Origin of the sequence: Bacillus sp. RC252, assembly GCF_044909215.1 — a bacterium.
GTDB lineage: Bacteria > Bacillota > Bacilli > Bacillales > Bacillaceae_G > Bacillus_A > Bacillus_A mycoides.
In genome coordinates, this window is sequence record NZ_JBIYDV010000024.1 from 1 (window position 1) to 21,002 (window position 21,002).

Sequence of the window (21,002 nt, forward strand, 5' to 3'; positions counted from 1 at the left end):
TTGAACTTTCTCCGATCCCAATTTTCTCTCATTATACAAGAAATACCCTATAGAATAGACTTTTTTTCAGTGTCTATTCTATAGGGTACATTTTATATTTCTCCCATACTTTTGCTTTACTTTATAACGCTCTCACTTGTTTCAATGGCCAGAAAACAGCTTGTCCTTTTCCGACAATTTCATCTTCTGAAATAAATCCAAACATACGACCGTCTTTAGAAACTTCACGATTATCTCCTAAAACAAACACTTGGCCTTCTGGCACTTTCGTTTTCCCTGTGATTTGTTCTAACGTAAAATCAGGAGTTAATACACGACCAGACGCCTTTTCTTTAAATTCTTTTAAATACGGTTCTTCCATCGCTTTTCCGTTTACATATAAAACATCATCTTTATACTCAACTGTATCACCTGGTAAACCAATTACTCGTTTTACTAAATCGTACCCTTCTTTTCCGTGGAAGACGATAACGTCAAAACGATCTAACCCGCTTATACTATAACCAATCTTATTCACGAGAACTCGCTCATTATTTTCTAAAGTTGGCATCATCGATTCACCTTGTACTAATGACGGCGTAAATAGCACCCCACGAACGATAAAGGCAATCGCAAGTGTAATACCTATCGTCTTAATCCATGAGATCAATTCTTTCTTCGTATTTGTCTTCATCGTCTCTCCTCTTTCTTACATACTTACTTTATTATTTCAACTAACTCTTGTACTAAATTTAGGTCAATTTCAGAAAAACATGACTTACCTTCTCTAACCGCTGTACCTACATGCGCCTGCGTAATTCCAGTTTCATCTAGCAATTGTTTTACATTCTTTTTCGTTACTCCGCTTCCGACAACAAGCTGTATATTCCCTTCACTTTCCTTTTGCATTGCTGCAAGAACCGGAATATTATCTACTACATTTCCTTGTCCGCCTGAAGTTAAAACGTGAGTAACTTTATTGAATTTCTTCAAAACTTTCATCGCTTCTACTGGATTTTCTGTATCATCTATCGCACGGTGATACGTTACATTTATTCCATCTACAACAGATAATAAATCTACTAATTTCTCTTCATTAACTTCATTTTTTTCATTTAACACACCGAATACAACACCAGCAGCTCCAAGATTTTGAGCAACTACAATATCTTCTTTCATCATTTCAATTTCTTCTTCCGTATATGTAAAAGACTTCGCATGGGGACGAATCATAACATGAACTGGTATTTGCACTGCTTCTACTGCTTTTTTTATAAAAGCATAGCTCGGTGTTAAACCACCTTCTGTATATGATGAAATGAGTTCAATTCGATTTCCACCAGCCTTTTCAATTCGCTTCACATCTTCTAAACAAGTTGCAATAACCTCTAGCATGAGATAACCTCTTTTCGTACTTTTTTCTTATTATACAGTAGGTGAAATAAGAAACATAGCATTCCACTATAAAACTACAAAAAGAAGAATGAAAAGAAAGATTTATTGAATTGATAATAAATATCATATATGTTATGTTTTTCTTAAAATTATACATCCTTATATTCTTATAAAAGGAAAGAAATGTATGCTTCTTACAAAAAAAACGGTTCGTTATCTCTAGTTCATTTATTGTAATTGCATCTCTTTGCGCGATTACTTTATTAACAAAACCAAATACAAAACTAGATTCCTCAACTTCAAGTATAGAAACAGAAACGATTACCCTTTCATCAAGCAATAAAGAAGAAACTCAAACCTTTCGTTCATCTTCATTTAACAATACACATACATTCCGCGGGGACATGGGTACCGGATTTGACTTTAGTGGTCTCGATGACCTAAAAGTCACAGTTGAAAATACCGGTACAATTGCATTTACATATTCAATTAAATCAAAAGATGAAGAAAAACTAGTAAGACATACAATAAAACCAAATGAAGGTAAAACATTTACTTTGCGTTCATTAGTTACCTCTCCTGAGCCAGGGTACTATTATTTATCCGCTTATAATGAAGATGGATCTGAGAGTAGTATGAGGCTTGAGGTGCAACCGGAATAATGAAAAAAGTAATATAATGGAGAGTATATCGCTAAAAGTGAAGATGGATGTTTAAACATATTTCAGTCTAATACTTACTTACATCGAATCTAAACTCACCCAATGAAAAAGTCCGTCATTTTGACGGACTTTTATAATTTCAAGCGTTTCTTTCCTCAGTTTTCATATCAATGCCTAATTGATCTTTCAATAACTTTACACCTTTTTTTGTAAGATGAACGGCTCGATTCTTATCCGTTTTTGTAATCCATTCCTGTTCAAAAAACAGTTTTGCTATTGCAGATCCTAACCAACCAGAAATATGGTAGCGTCGTTCACTCCAATCAAGACAAGGTTTTGCAAATACCCTCCTTTTTATATCGGCCTTATCAATATTTATTCCAAAATTCAGAAACAACTCCTTACCTTGTTCCGTTACAATATATTCTCCGTCCTCTAAAATTATAAATTCCCTATCTAGTAATTTTTCAGTTATCTCTACACCGAGTTTGCCTGCAAGATGATCATAACAAGTTCGAGCATAGCGAACTTGTTTTAGTTGATCCGATTGTTTTAAAGAGCGAACTTCAACTGTTGGTGCGATTGTCCCTAACTTTTCAATAACTTCTGCTACCTCTTGATTAGCAAGTCGATAGTAACGATGTCTACCATGTTGTTCAACTGTAAGTAGATTCCCCTCTACTAATTTAGAAAGATGAGAACTAATCGTTGGATGTGACACTTTTGCCATATAAGCCAATTCGCTAGCAGGTAGTGCCTGATTATTCATTAGACAATCTAAGATGATTGCTCTTGTAGGTTCAGCAATTAGTTTAGCTATATATGAGATATTCGGATATACATTCATATTTCGATGATACCCTAACTGTTAAATTGATACAATTATTTTAAGTTTAATAGTAAAGGAGAATTTATTATGAATGCAATTGATCTTAGTATATTAAATTTGAAAGAAACGAGAAGGCGCTCAGAAAAATTATGGAATTCTCTTCCCGATAATTTTCTTAATTGGAAGCCTGATAATGAAGCTATGTCTTTTGGTGAGATGATTCGTCATGTATGGAGCTCAACTTTTTACTATCATATGATTTTAAAAAACAACGGCTCAATAAATGACATACATATCCCATATGATGACGAGCCAATTACTTGTGTAAAAAAAGAAATTGAATTGGCACAATCATACTTTACTGACTTCATAGAATATGTTCAATCAATAAGCATAACAGAGCTAGACTCAAGACTTATTGATCGAAGCGATGTTGGCTATCAAAGATATTTAGGCGACATGCTATTACGAATTGCCTATCATGATGCGGTCCATGCAGGTCAATTTTTACAATATTTACGAATGATAAACTTGGAAAGACCTTTAATTTGGGATTAAAAGTTGCCAAACTAACATTGCAATAAATATTCTTTCAGCCAATAACAATCCAAAATCATGATAACCATTTATATTAAAAATCTACATCTCAATTTGGTACGTCGTACACATAAAAAGCACGTGTTCGATTACTAATCAAACACGTGCTTTCAAAACAACTATATTGTCCATAAACAATAAAATGTAAGTTTAAAAAAACTACGACCGCAACGCCGCATCCGCTAACATAGACAGCGTTACATCATCCATCGGCGGATTGTGTAGCCCCGCTCTTACGTTTAAATAATAGCGATGAAGCGGATTTTTTTCTGATAAACTTTTCGCTCCTACGATGCGCATTGCTTTATCTACAATAGATATCGCCGCATTTGTTACCGCGTATTTCACTGCCGCAAGTTCTGCTTGCAATGATAATTTATCTTCTGCCTCATCGTATTTTTTCGCAATTTGATATAAAAAGACACGAGCTTGCATAAGCTCAAGTTCTAATTCTCCAACTAACCTTCTAACATTCGGTAATAAACTTATAGAATGATTTAAACTGTTTGGCTTGTATGATACCGCAAACTGAACTGCATAATTTCTTGCTGATTGTGCAATTCCTAAATAACATGCTGGTATATGTAGCAACCAGCCAATACCCTTAGCTTTAACTTTTGAACCCTTTATATCAGTGAAAAAGCGATCTGGTATCTCTACATTTTGTAAAACGAGATCATGGCTCGCAGTTCCTCGCATTGCGATGCTATCCCACGTTTCTTCAATTGTCACGCCTTGCGTATTCTTTGGAATGACAAACTCTCCGATATCTTCCTGACCTTCAATACTTGCTGAAATGATAAAATAATCAAGTACTGGTGCCATTGTCGTAAACGTTTTTCTTCCATTTATAATCCACTTCTCACCTTTTTTGACAGCTAACGTCTCTGGTTTCCCGCCGCGCGTAGGACTACCTGTATTCGGCTCTGTCGCTGCTCGATTAAAAAGCGCACCATTACGTACTTCTTCACAAAACCAAGTGAACATTTCCTCATTCCAAGAACGATTTTCAGCTAATTCCTTTACAATGCCAAGGTGCCATCCAATCGATAACGCGGTAGCACCGCAGCCTTCTGCTATTTTCTCTTGAAATAAAACGAAGTCATATAAAGAAATCGCATTGCCTCCCAATTCTTTTGGCAACGTTAATTTCGTATATCCGATATCTTTCAAATTATTAATATTTTCATACGGAAATGATCCTAATTCACTTAGTTGATGCTCCCTTTCCATGAACTTCGGAATCAATTTATTTATTTTCTCAATAACTAAAGATTGTTCTTCTGTTTCAACAAATGAGAGTGCCATACATAATCTCCTTTATGTTCGATTCATAAACCGTTCATTTTGTCATTATGATTATATGAAGCTACCTCTCTATTGTTTCACTATTCCGATAAAAATACAATGCTTTTGAACAATAAGAAAAGTTCCTATAAAAAAGATAGGTTCTTTTCTTATATTAATCCCCTTTCAATACCTTTAATGGCAAAGAGGTTACATATCCAATATACGAGCATAATTCTTTAAAAAAGAAAGGGATTTCTGTATCTAACGTTTTATACGCTGACGTTGGAGTTGGTGATGCATACGCTTCAATTTTAATATGTTTTGCAATTCTCATCGCACGTTTCATATGAAGTGGATCACTTACAATCGTATATGTGCGTATTCCGTTCTCTATTCCAACTTGCTTTGCATTCTTTAAATTATCCTCTGTGAAAAGGGATTTTGTTTCAATTAAAATATCCTCTTCTTTTACACCATTTTTCATTGCATACACTCTAGCAGTACGAGCTTCTTCAAGCTCTGCCTCAAACTTTGTACCACCTGTGAAAATAATCTTTTTAATATTACCGTTCTTATATAAGGAAATTGCATGATTAATTCTCTCTTTAAATACAGGAGATGGTTTTCCGTTCCATGAAGCTGCTCCCAGCACGATACCAGCATCTGTCTTCACACCATCATCTGTTTTAAAGCGATAACTCCAAATATCGTAAGCTGCATAACTTACATATAAAATAATAGAACAAATCATAAGCAAGAATACTTGCAAGATTCTTCTTTTCTTACTTTTCTTATTTTCTTTCATTTATAACTGCCTCCGTACATCATCCATACTTCTATATAAAAACGTATATATCAAATCATTTTGTTTGAATTTGTTTAAAAGAAGGAATTTTTCTTGTCATATATATTCATTAAAGGGTTTTCATTTAAAATTGAGGATTATCAATTCATTTTTCGTTTGCGGTTTTCATTACATTTATGTAATTTATAAGTTTATTACCATACAACTACATTGTAACGAATTTTTTATCATAATGGAATGATGAAACAAAAGAAGTAACTGTTTTGTAAGAAAAAAGGTATATTTTTCATCTTGACGATCAATACACCTTTCTTAATATGAATTATCGTTTTTCTTTATATGACTCTAATTTTTCTAATAACCTTTCCTTTACAGCTGGCCATTCATTTGCAATTATACTGTATACAACTGCATCTCTAACATGTCCACTCGGCAATTTTCTTTCGTTTCTAAGTACACCCTCTTTTACTGCGCCAAGGCTTTCAATTGCTCTTTGTGCTTTTTCATTTCGTGCATCCGTCTTAATTTGTACTCTCCGCATATGCAATTTTTCAAAAGCATATTGTAATAACATATACTTACATTCCGTATTCATACTCGTACGCTGTACACTCGGGTCGTACCATGTTTGCCCTAATTCCACAGTCTTATCTTCCACTGAAATGTTATATAAGCGTGTACTTCCTACTATTTCATTCGTCTTTTGATCCACAACAACAAATGGTAAATCCTTCCCTGCCCCATAAGCTTTTATCGCCTTTTGAACATATTGCTGCATATCTTGAACAGTATCCATTTTAGAGATTAAATACGCCCAAATATCTCGATTTCCTTCCACGATTGAAAACATTTTTTCGACATCATTGCTATCCATTAACCGTAACTTTGCTCTTTCGTGAATAATTTCCATTTGTAAGCCCCCTTTGTTGTAACTATATCACACTCTATTACCGTTATATTGTTATATAAGAACATAAAATCATTTTTATGTTAAGGAATAAAATATATCTTTAAAATAAAAAATGCGATGCCTTTATTCAAGCATCGCACTCATAAATTGAATTGAAATTTACTTCTTTTCCATTACTGCAAAATAATTATTTTCGCTATCTGCAAAATTAAATATTCTACCTGAAGGCATATTTACAATTTCTCCGACTGTAACGTTTTTGTTTACTAAATCACTATATAAACGATCGAATTCTTTTGAGAAGAACATTAAAGAAGGTGTGCCAAGATTTAACTCCGGCTGCATTTTAGCAATTAGCTCCTTATTATGGAGAATAATACTTGTTTCAGCTTCTTTAGTTGGAGCAATTTCAATCCATCGCATTCCTTGACCGTTATCTTCCTCTGAAATGACACTAAACCCTACTTTCTCTGTCCAAAACTCCTTCACTTCATCTTGGTTATTTACATACAACATGATTTGACCAACATTATTAATCATTTATTTTAACGCTCCTTTATAAACAATTTTTATTAAACTCCATACACTTATACCTAATTATCACCGAAAATAAAGTTGCGGTGCAAAAATCTATTTCAGCGACTCCAATCGCTCGTTCAAACGATCCCAAGTTTCGGTGATACCTTGTAGCATGCCCATGTCCATAACGGTCTTAAGGGCTTCTTCGGAAACATATTCAGCACGGTTTATTAGCTTTGTCTTTCCACCTAAATCGATGAATTCCAATGTCATCTCGGTTGACGGCATAGAATCATTTACATTGCCTTCAGCATCCGAAAAGTAATCGGTGTAGACAATTTTCTCTGGCTCAATAATCTCTTTATAAACTCCTTTGCCCCATGATTCCATACCAAAAAATTGCCCCAGGTTCTGATCGACACACTTCATACAGTAGTGCCAAACGCCTCCCGGACGGAAGTCGACAGTGCATGCTGGAATTTCCCAGCCCCTTGGTCCCCACCAGTGTTTCAAATGCTCTGCTTCTTTAAACATACTGAATACAAGATCACGCGGTGCATCGAAAACACGATCCAGTACTAATACTCGATCGTTCTCTACTCTTGATACCATTGTATTGTTTGACATGTTAATTCCTCCTTAAATATGAACTGATTTTATAACTTTTCCTTTTTTTGCAATTCCTTCAAATACTCATCTAAATTATCGAATCTCTCTTCCATCACACGCTTAAATGACTGCACCCAACAATCAAGTGCTTGGAAAGGCTCAGGTCGGAGCTTGTAAATCCGGCGATTAGCTTCAGCCTGCACTTCCACAATCCCTGTATCGCTTAACACTTTTAAATGTTTCGAAGTTTGTGGTTGCCTTAATCCCAAATGTTCGACGATTTCCCCAACGGTTAAGGGACCGTCACGCAAGAGTTCAACGATATTCATACGATTCGGTTCAGATAAAGCGCTCAACGTCGTCATATTCACGCCCGGAATTTTCCCCGACATATCACTCACCTCGTTAAGTGATGGTCTCCGGTTATAACACATCAATATCATCACTAATATTATTTTCCTGTTGAATCGATTATAACCAAATAGAAATATTCCCGTCAAGGAATATTCGAAAACTAAAGTAATACCACATCGTTACTTAATAATAAGAATGGATTAAAAACATTTCACAAACCTATGTTTTACGATAAAGTGATGCTTTAGTCAGCGGGTTGTGGAACGATTTTCGCGAAGACTTTGTTTTTATCTGGTCCAAGAAAGCTTTAACACTTTTAATACTATTTAACGCTATAGTATTTTTTGTCACCTTTTTATTTGATTGTTTAGGCGTTTTATTGGCAAAAAATATGGGTATACGTGCTAGTTTGTTTGGAATCTTTATAAGTATCGTTGGGGTAGACGCTTTAGTCGGAGCTATAACCATTGGAAAATAGGGAAATACAATAAACAAAATGAATATCTTAAACGGTTCGGCTTTATATCGAGCAATTTATTTTTATGGTTAATCATTTGGGTTTTTATTGGTATATTTATCGCTTCTATCTCTGTATGCTATAGTTACTTACTTCAAATCTAAACCCCTGCAAGATTAATGGAAAAAGTAATTAGTACCGCAAATGCAATGGTCCACGGCGCTATGGTTATTTCACCTACATTAGGTTCACTTTTAGCCCTATGGATAAAGTTTTTCTACTCGCAGGAGTTTTAATCACAAGTATTGGTATGATTATATACTTAGCTCATACGTTATTTATGAAAAAATCATCTAGAGTTACTATAGAACATAATTAAAGTTATGCCATTTTCTGATTTGAATAATCGGAAAATGGCATAACTTCAGAAACTTAACGCTACATGTTTAAAGCAACAAATAAGCAATCGGTGTAATAATCAGCAACGTTAAAATCGTTCTTTGCACATATAAAATAATAAGTTCAGATACTTTTAACGGAATATCTGTCGATAATATACAAGGGATTGATGCGGAGAAAAACAAAATGGATGAAACGGACACAACCGCAATAACAAACTTTGTCACAAGTGGTGCACTTACAACTAAAAGAGAAGGTAAAAACATTTCTGCAATACCAACTGATGCTGCTTTTGCAGCTAGTTCCGCTTCTGGAAGCTGCAGTAACCATGTAAATGGATAGAAAATATAACTAATCCAATCAAATATTGGCGTAAACTTTGCTAAGACGATTCCGATTAGCCCTACTGACATAATTGATGGTAAAATTCCCATTGTCATTATAAATCCGTCTTTTAAATTCACTGCGATATTTTTCATAATACTTGGCGCGGATTTCGATACTTCTAATGCATCTTCCCAAGCTCGCTCTAACATTTTCTCTTTATAAACGGGCTCTGGGAATCCTTCTTTCGTAATATATGTATCTGGTTTTCTACTAAGAGGCGGGATTCTTACGGTGATAGCGGTCACGATGAATGTTACAACAAGAGTAGTCCAAAAGTAAACATTCCATAAATGCATAATGTCTAATGTTTTTGCGATGATGATCATAAATGTAGCGGATACTGTAGAAAAACCTGTAGCTATAATTGCTGCTTCTTTCGTCGTATACTTTCCTTCTTTGTACACTCGATTCGTAATAAGAAGTGCAAGCGAATAACTCCCCACAAAGGAAGCCACCGCATCGATTGCTGAGCGCCCAGGTGTTTTCCATAACGGTCTCATAATCGGACGACAAAACGTGCCGATAAACTCAAGCAATCCGTACCCGACTAATAGCGCTAAAAAAGCCGAGCCGATTGGAACGAGTAAACTTACTGATATAACTAACTTCTCATACAAAAACGGTCCAACATCTGGCGTAAAGAACCAAGCTGGTCCTACTTTCAAACAATATAATATACCAAAAACAACACCTACTACTTTTAAAATAGAAAAACAAATATCTACGATAGATGCATTCCATTTCTTCGTATAAAATGGATAAATCGCACCAATTACCATAACAAGCAGTGCATAATAAGGTACTACCGAAGGAACCGTAGCTCTTATCCACGATACGATATGATCAATCATAATAGACGAAGCACCGTTTATCGTAACTGGTACGAAAAACATAAACACACCTACTAAACTTACGAGTATAAACCGAAGTATAATCCCCCTCTCTCGCCCTGTCTTAATTACATTACTTTTTAATTCAATTTCATTCAAAATTCGACACCTCCTATTATCTAAATATTCTGTATAATAATGTCAGATCCCTTCTTTTAATTCTGAATATTTAATCATGCAAAAAGCCTATTTTGAAATATACAATCAAAATAAGCTTTTTCTATTACCTCTTATAATCATCCACAATTACTTGAATTACACGATAAGATTCTTCTGCTACTTTCTCATTACTATCCCTATTCGCATCATATGTAATTAACGCCTTCCAAAGTGCCCATCCTCTCGCTCTATTCCACGTTTCTTCATCTATATGCAATACTTCTTTAAATACTTTTCTACTACTTTTATCAAAAAACGTCCATGCCATCGCTGCATCACAAGAAGGATCTCCTATTCCTAAAATACCAAAATCAATTACGGCACAAAGCTTTCCCTCTTTAACCAGTAAGTTCCCTGGAGCTACATCTCCATGAACCCAAACTGGTTTGCTATCCCATGTTGACCTAAGTGCTAAATCCCAAAGATACTTTAATAATGTCTCATCAAAAACATCCTTATTATTTTCAATAGCTACTCTTGCCTCTTTATCGTATACAGATATAAGCCCGCCTCGGTAAAAATTATGTTCTCCAGCTATTGGCCCGTTACTCGCATCAATTGATTGTAACTCTATTAAAAATGAGCCTAAGTCCGCCGCAAATTCATTTAAGTCACGGACATTTTGTTTCGTTACGGTCTCCCCCTCGATCCACTTATTAATAGACCAAGGCCATAGATATTCTTCAGATGGATTCCCTTTCGCAACTGGTGCAGAAATTGGTAAAGAAAGTTCCTTACTTAATATTGGAAACCACTTATTTTCTTTCTCTACTTGTGGTGCATATGCCGCATCACTTGGCAATCTTACACTCATCTTATCCCCTAAGTGAAACGTCCTATTATCATGCCCACTAAACTTTACAGGTTTCACTTCTAAATGGGCCCATTCGGGAAACTGTTGTTGTATTAACTTTTCAACTAAACTTACGTTAATTTGATTCATTCACTCTCCTCTTTTCTTTTGAAACTTACTAAGTCCATTCGTACTGCCAACATAGTCAAAACCACTTCTCTTATAAAAATCATTCAATATACGATTATGCCGGACGCAATCTAACTTCAAATACTCTTTGTCATGTTGCACATTCTCTTCTACCCACCGTATAATCCATTCTCCTATTCCATCCCCCTTATACTTCCGTTTCACCGCAAATCTATGAATATATAATGAATTAGAAACTTCCTCTTTTCCAAAAATATGTTCATCCCATTCATTTTGTTTAGGAGAAGCTGTAACCGTACCAACTATTTCATCTTCTTTCATAACAACATATGTATATTTCTCTCTTATACATTCTAGTATTTCAGCCGTAGCTTCCTCTCCTAAAAGATACTGCCACTGATCCACTTCTTTATATTGTAGCCATTGTGCTACTTCTTTTAATAAAATGATAATACTATCACTTTGATCTTCAGTAGCAATTCGAATTGTATATTCTTTGCTTATATTTCTCTCCATATTGCCGTTCCCCTTTCAAATTGCTACCATACTGACATACGAGTCCTTCCATCATTTTCATCTGTAATATATTCTACATAAAATCCTTGATTCAGTGCGTTTTCATATATCATTTCAATCTCTTCTTGGTTTTTTGCATAAATTTGTATGTAATCACCATCCGCTACTAATACGACTACTTCACACTTACTCTTCTTAAATTCTTCATATGTTTCAATTTCTCCTAGTACTTTCCCTTTTGGATATGCTTTTAAGTCTACAAATAAAAGATAATATATGTTATCTTTTATTAGCTTTTTTAATTCTGATCCTTCCATGTTCTCGTTATCTTCTGAAAATAATTCTGGACCTAATTCATTCCCTATTATTATATAAGCTTCCTCCCTTCCCATGACTTGCCAATCAAATGCAGTAATATCAATTGGCTTTAACACTTTCCAAAGTAAATTATCATATCCATCTAGAATATCTACTGTAATCCCTCTTTTCATATGTCTGCTCCTAGCTTATTTATTTTTGTTTCATACATTATATATCAAATTTAATTACTATATTTTGTCGATACCTATGCACATCATAAAAAACCGCTCCACTACTAGTGAAACGGTTTCCTTCTGCTTACATTTACATATCTTATTCAATTATTGCACTGCGTTTTAAAATAATTTCTAATATGTTCAGCACATCAGCCATTCATTTTTAACACTCACTTCGTTTTCACAAAATAATATAAAAACCACACCGCATGATTTTGTTCATCTGCAGCTATTCTGCGCAATAACTCTTTCATAGATGCATCTGCTGCTTCATCTGAAATTTCCAAGTAAAAATCTACGGTCTTTTGCTCATCTTGTATAGCGAACTCTAATCCCTGTAAGTACGTATTAGGGCAATTTTCCGTAATCTGTGGTTTCGGCTGTCTGCCAGTTAAATTCGTATAGATTTGTACAAAATGATGAAAATGTCTTATTTCATCATTACGGATTTCAAGAATTTGTTTTTGTTCTACTTGATTTGGAGCCATGTTAGCTAATTTTGCATAGCAGCTTATAGCGCTATACTCTCCGTTTATAGCTTTTTCAATATCACTAATTAGCTTATCATTCTGTCTATACCAATCATCATAATTCGAATTATACATCGTATCCCCTCCGTTATTTCACATAACATTTTATGCATTTCGAAATAGTAGGAGCACGTATACATAAAGGGACAGCAAATACTAGTTCTTCACTCACCTTTAAAACATCGAAAAAGCCTATCTATCATTGAATTATTTCCCTATCGATTTCATCACAAAAAACCGTTTCACTACGAGTGAAACGGTTTTTATTTTTAAGCATTTAATTCCGTTTTATGCCCCTTTACCGCACTACGTTTTAAAGCACTTCCTAGTATGATAAACATACTTACTACTCCAATCCAAACGAGCACTGTAGTAGGAGTATTCCAAGTTAACCCTTTCCCAAAGAAGAATATTTCCCTGAGACCTTCTATCATAAATCGCATCGGTAACCAGGAGTAAATCCAGTCTTGATAAAATGGAGACATCATTTCAGGCGCTAGCGCCAATAGCGGTGCCCCAAAGAAAAGTAACAGTGCAAATAACCCGATTCCTTTTAAACCAACTAATGAAAGCACCGCAGAAATCATTAAGAAGAAACAAAAAGAAGTAATGGATAAGAACAGAGCCGTATCCGTGAAATTCGGGATATTTAATCCTACCATTCCATCAGCTATCCATGTAAGACCAAATCCAATTACAAGTGTAGCAATTGCTCCTGTTACTATTTGTTTTAGTTTTAGTTTCAATACGAAGTTCTCTTTTCTTGTATCCACTTGCGTTTTACTTATCGCAATAAAGATAATTGCTGCGCTCGCTAAACTTGCAATCCATAACGGCTGGAATAAAGACATTGGCGAGTTACCGTTCGCACTATTTTTGCCGATTTCATTCACATTTGTCACTTTCTTCGTAATAGGTGTTACTACATTTGAAACTTGGTCTGCTGTTAATGTAGCTCCTTTTGCTTTCAATCCTTCTAATAGTTGTGTACGAACAGTATTGTTCATATTATCAACGATCGCATTTAACATTTGCCCCGCCATAGTTGATGCTGCTGTATTCATTCCTTGATTGATGAATATTTCTACCTCTGGCGAAGATGGCTGTGGTGTTCGTAATGATGCTTGTTTTGTGCTAAAGTCTTTCGGAATAACCAATGCTGCATAATATTCTTGATTATTTAAGCCTTTTTGAACTGCTTCTTTATTTTGCACTTCTACCCACTTTACCGCAGGTTCTTCCTCTGATTTTGATGTCTTTTTCATATTATCAACAATCGTTTGCCCCATATTCATCTTCGGTTGATTCGGAATTTCTACTCCTTGATCCTCATTTACAATTGCAATTGGTAAGTTTTTCGGCTTAGGTTGAACGGTTGGAAATAATGTTAATGAAAAAATAAAAACAACAAGTAGTGCAATAACTGGAGATAACAATAAAAGTTTGTTTTTAAACATTTTCTTTTCTCCTCCTTTAATTTGATTTATAATAACCAACAACGTGTTGTTTATTTATATTTGAATTATATGTTCGACTTGAACCTTATACAATAATCAAAAATCGTGAATGTGTCGGTTATAAGACACATCCTTGAAATGTGTTGGCTAAAATTAAGGAGGGACATACTTTGCGCGATAGTAATTTAGATTTACGTGTTATTCGTACGAAAACTGCCATACGAAATGCATTAGTGGAATTAATTGAGGAAAAAGGTTTTGACGCCATTACAGTGAAAGATATTACTACGAAAGCAAACATAAATCGTGGTACATTTTATACACATTACCAAGATAAATTTGATTTAATGACAAAATGCCAAGAAGAAATTATGTATGAATTTTCTAGCATTGCTAAACAGAGATTACCGGAAGTTATTGCTGATCTTGGATCAAGCCCTTCCCCAACAATGCCGTTTATACTTATCGCTTCTATTCTTGAATTTCTAAATGAAAATAGTGATTTTATGAAAGCTGTACTAAGCCCAAAAGGAGATTTATCTTTCCAAACGAAACTGAAAGACTTTATGTGGAAAACACTATTTGAAGATACGAATGGTCCTCTCATTAATAAGGAGAATTTACTTGTCCCAAGCCAATACTTAGCTTCTTATATGGCATCTGCTCATATAGGTGTCATTCAACAATGGTTAAATAATGGACAAAAAGAAACACCTGAAGAAATTGCTCGTATTTTATCAACAATCGCAGTTCATGGACCTTTTTATGCGGCTGGTTTAAAGAAATAAGTCCGCTATATAATAAAAGATCATCCACTATAATAGCGGATGATCTTTTATTTCATTACAACACTTCAATATATCCTTCTGTTCCATGTACCCGGATTCGTTGTCCGTCTTTTATTAATTTCGTAGCATTCTCTACTCCGACGACTGCTGGTAATCCATATTCACGTGCGATAACTGCTCCATGCGTCATGAGTCCACCAACTTCAGTGACTAACCCTTTTATAGACACAAACAATGGTGTCCAGCCAGGGTCAGTAAAAGCAGTAACTAATATATCTCCATCTTCTAAATTCGCATCTTCCATGTTTAAAATAACGCGCGCTCTCCCCTCAATCACTCCAGAAGAAACAGGCAGACCTACTATCGCTTCGGCCGGGAGATTTTCTCGTTTGTACTTACCTGTAATGATTTCTCCATCAGACGTGATAACACGAGGAGGCGTTAGTTTTTCATATAATTTGTACTCATTTTTCCGTTTATTAATAACCTCGTAATCCAGTTTATTCGTAAGGACAACTTCGTGAAGTTCTTCAAAAGTTAGATAGTATATATCTTCTACTTCATCAATAACGCTATTTTGCACGAGTTGCTCGGCTTCTTTCAATATTGCCTGCTTATATATGAAATAGCGATTAATCATACCGTATTTTGGATATTCACGATAACCGATAAAATTTCGGATGTTACGAATCATTCGCTTCGTCTCTTCTACTTTTTGTTTACCATCCGGCAAATGCTGCAATCGATCTACTAACTCCTCTTCTTTTTTCAAAGCTTCTTGCAACCCTTCTTCAAACTTCCGTTTACTAGCGCCAGCTTCAAAGTCTCTTATATTATTTAAAATCATTGGGATAATGATTGTTGACTTTTCACTCCAGCGCGTTTTTGTAATATCGATTTCTCCGCTACATCTCATTCCGTATTTATTTAGAAAAGTTTGAATGGCATCTCGAGCTTTTTCTCCGCCTTTAAATTGAACTAATTCATCTAAAAAGTTATCATTTTCTACATGTTGTAAATACGCAATAACTTCTGGATATGGCCGAATCACATCTGCAACATCGAGTAATGCTAGCCCCATTTCCGACGTAATATTATTTTGTACAGATTGTGAAAGTGTGTCTGCTGCATTTTTTTCACCTAGCCATTGCTCCATCTTTTCATTGATCCATGTTGAAGCATCCATACCTGCCATAATGACGGCTATACTTTGTGGGTTGAATAATACTGTTCTTAATTGCTGGATGTCTTCCAAAATAAAATCAAATACATCCACCCCTGATTTTGTTTGCATATTTCGTTTTAACTCTTCAAGTGATGCTTGACTAGTCTTTATTAAATTCGTAACGATTGCCGGATCGTTTTCGATTTGTGGTTGTGAGCTTGCAGGTGGTCCACTTTTACCAACACTCTTTTCTTTTTCATCATCTGGTAACAATTTAATAAAATCATCTCGCTCGACTACAGTTGTTAATGCATCTCGTATGAGCGGATCAGATTTTCCTAAAGTGTTTATTAAGAAATCTCTGCTAGCAGGTGAAGCTAATCTTTGTGTAGCATCAACAAATAGCCTGCCTCCCGCTTTACGCATAGGAGCACTAGTCGTTAACAGGAAAAAAGATAATCCTAGTGGTTTCATCGCATCGGTCATCATTTGCTGATGACCAACCGATATATACACATGATTTCCCTGATCATTTGCTTCTGGAATTGGATACAAAGTCGTAATCGGCCTGCTTTGGACAATATAAAATGCATCATCCACTAAACACCATTCAATATCTTGCGGACAACCAAAATAAGCTTCAATCTGCCTTCCGATGCGTGCTAGTTGTATTATTTGTTGTTCCGTAAGTGTTTGAATCTTTTGCTGAGCCGGCTCAATCTGCCCTGTCTCTGTTCCGCCCTCTTTTAAAGCATAGATAGCTAATTTTTTAGTTGCAATCATCTTTCCGGTGATTTCGCCTTCTTTTACTTTATAATTATCAGCACATACTAAGCCAGAGACTAAAGCCTCACCAAGCCCAAAACTGGCATCAATTGATAGCACCTTTCGGTTAGAAGTAATTGGATCAGCAGTAAATAAAATGCCTGAAGCCTGCGGGAAAACCATTCTTTGAACGACAACACATATAGAAACTTGATTATGTTCAAAATCATTTTGCATCCGGTAAATGACTGCTCGCTCTGTAAATAAAGACGCCCAGCACTTTCTTACATGCTGCAAAATCGCTTCTTTTCCGATTATATTTAAATACGTATCTTGTTGACCAGCAAACGAGGCATATGGTAAATCTTCAGCAGTAGCACTAGAACGCACGGCATACGCATGTTCATTTCCAAAACGTGAGAGATAATAAGCCGCAGCTTCCACTACATCAGAAGGGATTTCTACTGCCATAATGACATCTCTAATCTTCTTACTGATTTCACCAATTTGAGCCCGCTCTTCCATTTTTAACTTTGTTAGCTGCTGCAACAAAGTTTGAAGCTCTTCATTTTGCTCGATAGCCTTTTCATAGCCTACCGTTGTAACACAAAAACCTTCTGGCACTTGTATCCCTTGAATGTTGGATAACTCTCCTAAATTCAATCCTTTTCCACCGACAAGCGAAAGCTGCGTTTTTTCTATTTCCTGAAAATCGAGAACGAAAGAACTCATGTAACATCTCTCCTTACTATGCGTGTGTTCTTGATTGTAGCAGTAGTAGATACGAATAAACAGTCTATTTCGAACGTGATTTACATGATATAATTAAGTTAGGAAGAGATAATTATTTTTATTTCTCCCCCTCTAATTCACTTCAATTACATCAACAAACTTAAAAATTTGTTTATTATGAAATGCATCAGTACATATAATCGTCTCATTTATTGGATTAATATTAACTACTGTTATGTAATTTTTATATAGATAGCCATCTTTATAATATGTAAGTAAAACCCCTTCTTCACCTAAAAATGAACATAGCAGCTTATTTTCAATCATTTCCTTTGCATCTTGCGTTAAGATTGGACGCGGGACTTTCATTTGTTCACTTATAATTTCTTTAATAACTGCGAACTGCTCTGGCATACTGGCCGTTCGTTATCAAAACCTAAATTGTAAAAAGTCATAAAAAATAAAGGGCGCTACATATTAGTCATGACTAATATGTAGCGCCCTTTTACTTCATGTTCAATTTCAAACGAATAAAGCCATTAATATTAAATCTTGATAGCCATCATCCAATTTTACACCCTTTGCTTTTCTACCCTCTTCAAAAAATCCTAGATTCTTATATAACTGGATTGCACCTAAATTATCTTCCATTACCTCAAGGCAAACTTTTTCAATCTTACTGTTATTTTTAGCCCAATTGATTAACGTTTCTAGAAGATCTCTTCCAATACCATAATTTCGATATTCAGGTAGTATGGTCATCGCAAAAGCCCCTTGATGACTAATTTTTTCTTTGTTTCCGTTCTTAAAATCTATTGTACCGACTAACTTACCATCAACTTCAGCAATAAACTGTACATAATTTGGATTTTTATGATAAGCTTTTAACGTTTTTTGAATAGCATCAACACTCATCTTTTTTACATCCTCAACCGTACTTAACATGTATGGAGCGTTTGTTAAAGCCTTTGAAGCAGAATTTAGCATTCTTTCTGCATCCTGTTCTTTAGCTTCTCTAATTATTACTATTTTTCCATCCTTAGATTTATAAGTAAAAACATTAGTTGATAACATATTACACACACCCTTTCGGAATATAATTAATCGGATTTTTTAACTATTCCACAATTCTTAAGTAAGGGAAAGTCGTGTCACCTTTTTCTGCAATTGCTCTCCTTTAACTTAATAACAATTATTTCAAATATTTTTAATTTTAACAAGATTTTATTCCGTTATATGACCCGTTTGTTGAACAAGTAGGAAACGGATTGCCCTCAGATTTTTTTATAGACTTCTGCATAAGCAAATTTTAACTGCTCACGTAGTTCTTTATTTTCCTCATCTAATTTCTTAATTTTACGTTTTAATGAAGCAATAATGGCGTCCTTATTGTTTTCATCCGTTTCCCGTTTAATTTGCTTTTGGGTAGAAACTTGGGCTTGTTGCTGACGTAAGGATTCAATCCGTTCACGCATTCCGGTATTCTTGTAGAACGTTGCTTTAGCAACACCTGCCTCACTTGCTACGCTATTAAAATTGATGTTCTGATTAGCTCGCACGGGTTACTCGCAAACAAATGGATACTTGCGGTCATATCCATGAAAAACTCATCTATTCCGTTGTCAATATTATTTCTCACTTAAATACACTATTTGAATTTTTAAGTATAACTTCATTTTAAAAGGTCAGGTGTTTAAAGAGCAGTAATAGCATTCGAAATTTACGTACACTTTGCAAAAAATGTCACGTTCTATGTGCAGATCACTTAAACTCTTTAAAGAGCGGAGTAATAACAACTGATTGACGTCGATATTTTTAGGAAGTAGACTAACTATTAACGATATTCTTTTTACTTACTAAAAAAGAATGATTCAAAATTCAATTTATGTTATGTACTTATAAAAAAGATTTGATATACGATATGGGTATATAAACCCATGCAGTATTAAAATAAAAATACACCTTCAATAAATGAAGGTGTATTTTTTCATTTCTATCGCTTTTAAATGAGTTATTACATTGGTTAATTTGATTTATAAATATTAAAACCTCATTTGAGACTTGTATAAAGATCAAAATAGTAACCTAAAATGCATTTAATTAATGCCTAATCCTGCACTTGCATAACCCGTAATAGTATTAACAAGTGAAATACCAGAAGCTGTGGCAGAAAAAACTAATAAAAGCCTTGTTGCTGGGGTTACCGGAATATTCAATCCTGTTATTATCCCAGATGATATAGTTCCTAGAGATAATGCACCCGTTAAAGGGGGGGCTAAAGTAACTATTGCCCCTGGAATCGGGCTAAAAGTATTATCTGGGGTAGTTGACTGATACAATTGCGCAGTTAATGTCACTGTCGTACCAACCAAGCTTAATGCGACAGTAATACTAAAATATGCTGCTAACGAAGTAATGGTACCACTACGCGGCATTGAAAATGCAAAATTTATAATGGGTCCTAATGCCGTACCAGTCAAATCAATATTCCCACCAACAAGCGATATACCTGTTGCTGAATTCCCAAATCCAACTAAACTTGTTGTCCCTATCAGTCCACCCACAATTGTAGTCAGAATTACCGGACCACCAGAAGCAAATGGTATAATCGCTCCGCTTCCTGTTGAACCGGTACTTCCCGTTGCTCCCGTTCCTCCTGTTGAACCCGTACTTCCCGTTGCTCCGGTTGCTCCCGTTCCTCCCGTTGGTCCTGTACTTCCGGTTGTTCCCGTTCCTCCTGTTGAACCCGTACTTCCCGTTGCTCCCGTATCTCCTGTCGGTCCTGTACTTCCCGTTGCTCCCGTGACTCCTGTCGGACCCGTACTTCCCGTTGCTCCCGTGTCTCCTGTCGGACCCGTACTTCCCGTTGCTCCCGTGTCTCCTGTCGGACCCGTACTTCCCGTTGCTCCCGTGTCTCCTGTCGGACCCGTACTTCCCGTTGCTCCCGTGTCTCCTGTCGGCCCTGTACTTCCGGCTGCTCCCGTATCTCCTGTTGCTCCCGTACTTCCCGTTGCTCCCGTGTCTCCTGTCGGTCCTGTAGGAAATGTTATTGATGGAATTGGTGGAAAAGTAGGCCCTATTAAATCAGGATCTATTGCATGAGCTTGAAGCAATTCATATATTTTTTGCATTTCATTTTTATCAGCCACATCATCAACTCCTATAATACGACTGTATTATATTGATATGCGAGATTATATTACACTTCATTTATCTATCTATATAACCTAACATCAAGATAAACAAATTTACAAAAGAACGTATCCTTATAACTATTTTCACACGTATGTCGGCTGTACCGCTATTAAATTTCAATGTGACTAGAAATT

Annotated in this window: 22 protein-coding genes and 1 pseudogene; 3 read left to right on the forward strand and 20 right to left on the reverse strand. The window is 35.5% G+C overall.

Going from position 1 to position 21,002, the window contains the following annotated elements; all coding sequences use genetic code 11:
- Positions 1–121: 121 nt before the first annotated feature.
- Together lepB and ABH960_RS25320 are read right to left on the reverse strand one after the other, a co-directional pair.
- The gene (gene lepB, locus ABH960_RS25315; RefSeq protein ID WP_002084707.1) at positions 122–673 is read right to left on the reverse strand and encodes a signal peptidase I; all 552 of its coding nucleotides are present in this window, start codon (positions 671–673) and stop codon (positions 122–124) included.
- Positions 674–696: 23 nt separating this feature from the next.
- Entirely contained in the window at positions 697–1,374 is a 678-nt protein-coding gene (locus ABH960_RS25320; protein WP_404449138.1) for a copper homeostasis protein CutC, read from the reverse strand.
- Between the two features lie 404 nt (positions 1,375–1,778).
- On the opposite strand from ABH960_RS25320, the gene ABH960_RS25325 reads away from it, so the two are divergent.
- Entirely contained in the window at positions 1,779–2,036 is a 258-nt protein-coding gene (locus ABH960_RS25325; RefSeq protein WP_404449140.1) for a hypothetical protein, read from the forward strand.
- A gap of 139 nt (positions 2,037–2,175) precedes the next feature.
- Here the strand turns inward: ABH960_RS25325 and ABH960_RS25330 are convergent, their stop codons facing one another.
- Complete coding sequence (locus tag ABH960_RS25330) at positions 2,176–2,883, reverse strand: ArsR/SmtB family transcription factor (protein WP_404449142.1); 708 nt, start codon at positions 2,881–2,883, stop codon at positions 2,176–2,178.
- Between the two features lie 69 nt (positions 2,884–2,952).
- Here ABH960_RS25330 and ABH960_RS25335 point away from each other — a divergent pair, with 69 nt between their 5' ends.
- Positions 2,953–3,423, forward strand: coding sequence for a DinB family protein (locus tag ABH960_RS25335; protein WP_404449144.1), 471 nt, complete (start codon positions 2,953–2,955; stop codon positions 3,421–3,423).
- A 198-nt stretch (positions 3,424–3,621) separates the two neighbouring features.
- Here ABH960_RS25335 and ABH960_RS25340 read toward each other — a convergent pair whose 3' ends face one another.
- From ABH960_RS25340 to ABH960_RS25395, 12 genes are all read right to left on the reverse strand, one after another.
- On the reverse strand, positions 3,622–4,770 hold the full coding sequence (locus ABH960_RS25340; RefSeq protein ID WP_404449147.1) for an acyl-CoA dehydrogenase family protein: 1,149 nt from the start codon (positions 4,768–4,770) through the stop codon (positions 3,622–3,624).
- 154 nt (positions 4,771–4,924) lie between these two features.
- Positions 4,925–5,557, reverse strand: coding sequence for a YdcF family protein (locus ABH960_RS25345; RefSeq protein ID WP_404449149.1), 633 nt, complete (start codon positions 5,555–5,557; stop codon positions 4,925–4,927).
- A gap of 322 nt (positions 5,558–5,879) precedes the next feature.
- Complete coding sequence (locus ABH960_RS25350; protein WP_404449151.1) at positions 5,880–6,467, reverse strand: GNAT family N-acetyltransferase; 588 nt, start codon at positions 6,465–6,467, stop codon at positions 5,880–5,882.
- A gap of 159 nt (positions 6,468–6,626) precedes the next feature.
- The gene (locus tag ABH960_RS25355; protein WP_002013657.1) at positions 6,627–7,007 is read right to left on the reverse strand and encodes a VOC family protein; all 381 of its coding nucleotides are present in this window, start codon (positions 7,005–7,007) and stop codon (positions 6,627–6,629) included.
- Positions 7,008–7,097: 90 nt separating this feature from the next.
- The gene (locus ABH960_RS25360) at positions 7,098–7,613 is read right to left on the reverse strand and encodes an SRPBCC family protein (RefSeq protein WP_404449153.1); all 516 of its coding nucleotides are present in this window, start codon (positions 7,611–7,613) and stop codon (positions 7,098–7,100) included.
- A gap of 29 nt (positions 7,614–7,642) precedes the next feature.
- On the reverse strand, positions 7,643–7,987 hold the full coding sequence (locus tag ABH960_RS25365; protein ID WP_404449155.1) for an ArsR/SmtB family transcription factor: 345 nt from the start codon (positions 7,985–7,987) through the stop codon (positions 7,643–7,645).
- An 865-nt stretch (positions 7,988–8,852) separates the two neighbouring features.
- Complete coding sequence (locus ABH960_RS25370) at positions 8,853–10,181, reverse strand: YjiH family protein (protein WP_404449157.1); 1,329 nt, start codon at positions 10,179–10,181, stop codon at positions 8,853–8,855.
- Positions 10,182–10,305: 124 nt separating this feature from the next.
- Entirely contained in the window at positions 10,306–11,184 is an 879-nt protein-coding gene (locus ABH960_RS25375; protein ID WP_404449159.1) for an aminoglycoside phosphotransferase family protein, read from the reverse strand.
- A complete protein-coding gene (locus tag ABH960_RS25380) occupies positions 11,185–11,700 on the reverse strand; it encodes a GNAT family N-acetyltransferase (RefSeq protein ID WP_404449161.1) in 516 nt (171 codons plus the stop codon).
- Between the two features lie 23 nt (positions 11,701–11,723).
- Positions 11,724–12,191, reverse strand: coding sequence for a DUF2691 family protein (locus ABH960_RS25385; RefSeq protein WP_404449163.1), 468 nt, complete (start codon positions 12,189–12,191; stop codon positions 11,724–11,726).
- Positions 12,192–12,406: 215 nt separating this feature from the next.
- Entirely contained in the window at positions 12,407–12,841 is a 435-nt protein-coding gene (locus ABH960_RS25390) for a ferritin-like domain-containing protein (protein ID WP_002084692.1), read from the reverse strand.
- Between the two features lie 194 nt (positions 12,842–13,035).
- Positions 13,036–14,223 (reverse strand): YhgE/Pip domain-containing protein, encoded by a 1,188-nt coding sequence (locus ABH960_RS25395; RefSeq protein ID WP_404449165.1) that lies wholly within the window; start codon positions 14,221–14,223, stop codon positions 13,036–13,038.
- Positions 14,224–14,393: 170 nt separating this feature from the next.
- Here ABH960_RS25395 and ABH960_RS25400 point away from each other — a divergent pair, with 170 nt between their 5' ends.
- Positions 14,394–15,011, forward strand: a complete 618-nt coding sequence (locus ABH960_RS25400) for a TetR/AcrR family transcriptional regulator (RefSeq protein WP_002084688.1) — start codon at positions 14,394–14,396, stop codon at positions 15,009–15,011.
- A 55-nt stretch (positions 15,012–15,066) separates the two neighbouring features.
- Here ABH960_RS25400 and ppsA read toward each other — a convergent pair whose 3' ends face one another.
- The 5 genes and pseudogenes from ppsA to ABH960_RS25425 all read right to left on the reverse strand — a co-directional run bounded on the left by ppsA (position 15,067) and on the right by ABH960_RS25425 (position 20,804).
- Positions 15,067–17,673, reverse strand: coding sequence for a phosphoenolpyruvate synthase (ppsA, locus tag ABH960_RS25405; protein ID WP_404449167.1), 2,607 nt, complete (start codon positions 17,671–17,673; stop codon positions 15,067–15,069).
- Between the two features lie 132 nt (positions 17,674–17,805).
- A complete protein-coding gene (locus tag ABH960_RS25410; RefSeq protein WP_404449169.1) occupies positions 17,806–18,087 on the reverse strand; it encodes a YolD-like family protein in 282 nt (93 codons plus the stop codon).
- A gap of 108 nt (positions 18,088–18,195) precedes the next feature.
- Positions 18,196–18,756: a GNAT family N-acetyltransferase gene (locus ABH960_RS25415; RefSeq protein WP_404449171.1), complete on the reverse strand. Its 561-nt coding sequence runs from the start codon at positions 18,754–18,756 to the stop codon at positions 18,196–18,198.
- A gap of 191 nt (positions 18,757–18,947) precedes the next feature.
- Positions 18,948–19,232 (reverse strand): annotated as a pseudogene (locus tag ABH960_RS25420) (DUF6262 family protein); the annotation flags it as partial.
- 537 nt (positions 19,233–19,769) lie between these two features.
- Entirely contained in the window at positions 19,770–20,804 is a 1,035-nt protein-coding gene (locus ABH960_RS25425; RefSeq protein ID WP_483862334.1) for an exosporium glycoprotein BclB-related protein, read from the reverse strand.
- Between the last annotated feature and the right edge of the window lie 198 nt (positions 20,805–21,002).